General features: G+C 67.1%; 1 protein-coding gene and 1 pseudogene. One reads left to right on the plus strand and one right to left on the minus strand.

The genetic code is table 11. The features are described 5' to 3' along the window. A pseudogene (locus tag CFP71_RS41945) lies at window positions 1-289 on the minus strand (helix-turn-helix domain-containing protein); the annotation flags it as partial. Between the two features lie 188 nt (window positions 290-477). Here CFP71_RS41945 and CFP71_RS41950 point away from each other — a divergent pair. After that, window positions 478-684, plus strand: a 207-nt coding sequence (locus tag CFP71_RS41950) for a hypothetical protein (RefSeq protein ID WP_143267281.1), incomplete at its 3' end; no start/stop codon positions are given.

Here is a 684-nt window from a genome sequence, read left to right on the forward strand (position 1 = left end):
CATAGGCCACCGATCGGTGGTGCACCTTGCCGCGGGGCCGTCGCGGGCCCAGCAGACCGGTGAACGTTTCGGGCCGCTGTCCGAGAATGGCCTCCAGTGCGGTGACGGCGGCGAGCGAACTGGCCCGCTCGGGCCGGTTCTCCCCGTTCTGCCAGTAACTGAGCGCGCTGATGCTGACCGGCGTCTCCCGCGCGCGCAGACGACGGCTGATCTCGTTGAGACTCAGCCCGCTGCGCTCGATGGCGGTGCGCAGAGCGGCCCCGAATTCCGCCGGAACGGTGCTCGTCATGAAGGCGTAGCGTACTGCCCGAAACGCCCGACTTTCGTCGGGTGAACCCGACCGTTCAGAGTTGTCCAGCGTCCCGAACGGCTTTTCGTTGACGACGGCCCGGCCGTGATTAGGGTCGGAAGAATCCTGGAATTCCCTGCATATTCCCGAATTGATCGTCGTCCCTGCATAGCCGGAAGAGGATTCCCATGTGCTCAGCGACAAGACAACGGCGATGGCGGCACCGGACGCTCGCCGTCGCGACCTCCGCTCTGGCGGCCGGCGCCTTCCTGGTCGCCGCCCAGCCACAGACAGGCGAAGCCGCACCGCCCGCCGTTCCCGAAGTGGCCGATCAGGTTCCGCAACTTATCGAGTCCGGTGTCACCGGCGGCCCCGTGTCGGTGTCCGCTCAGGCC

The sequence above is a fragment of the Amycolatopsis thailandensis genome (genome assembly GCF_002234405.1).
Lineage (GTDB): Bacteria > Actinomycetota > Actinomycetes > Mycobacteriales > Pseudonocardiaceae > Amycolatopsis > Amycolatopsis thailandensis.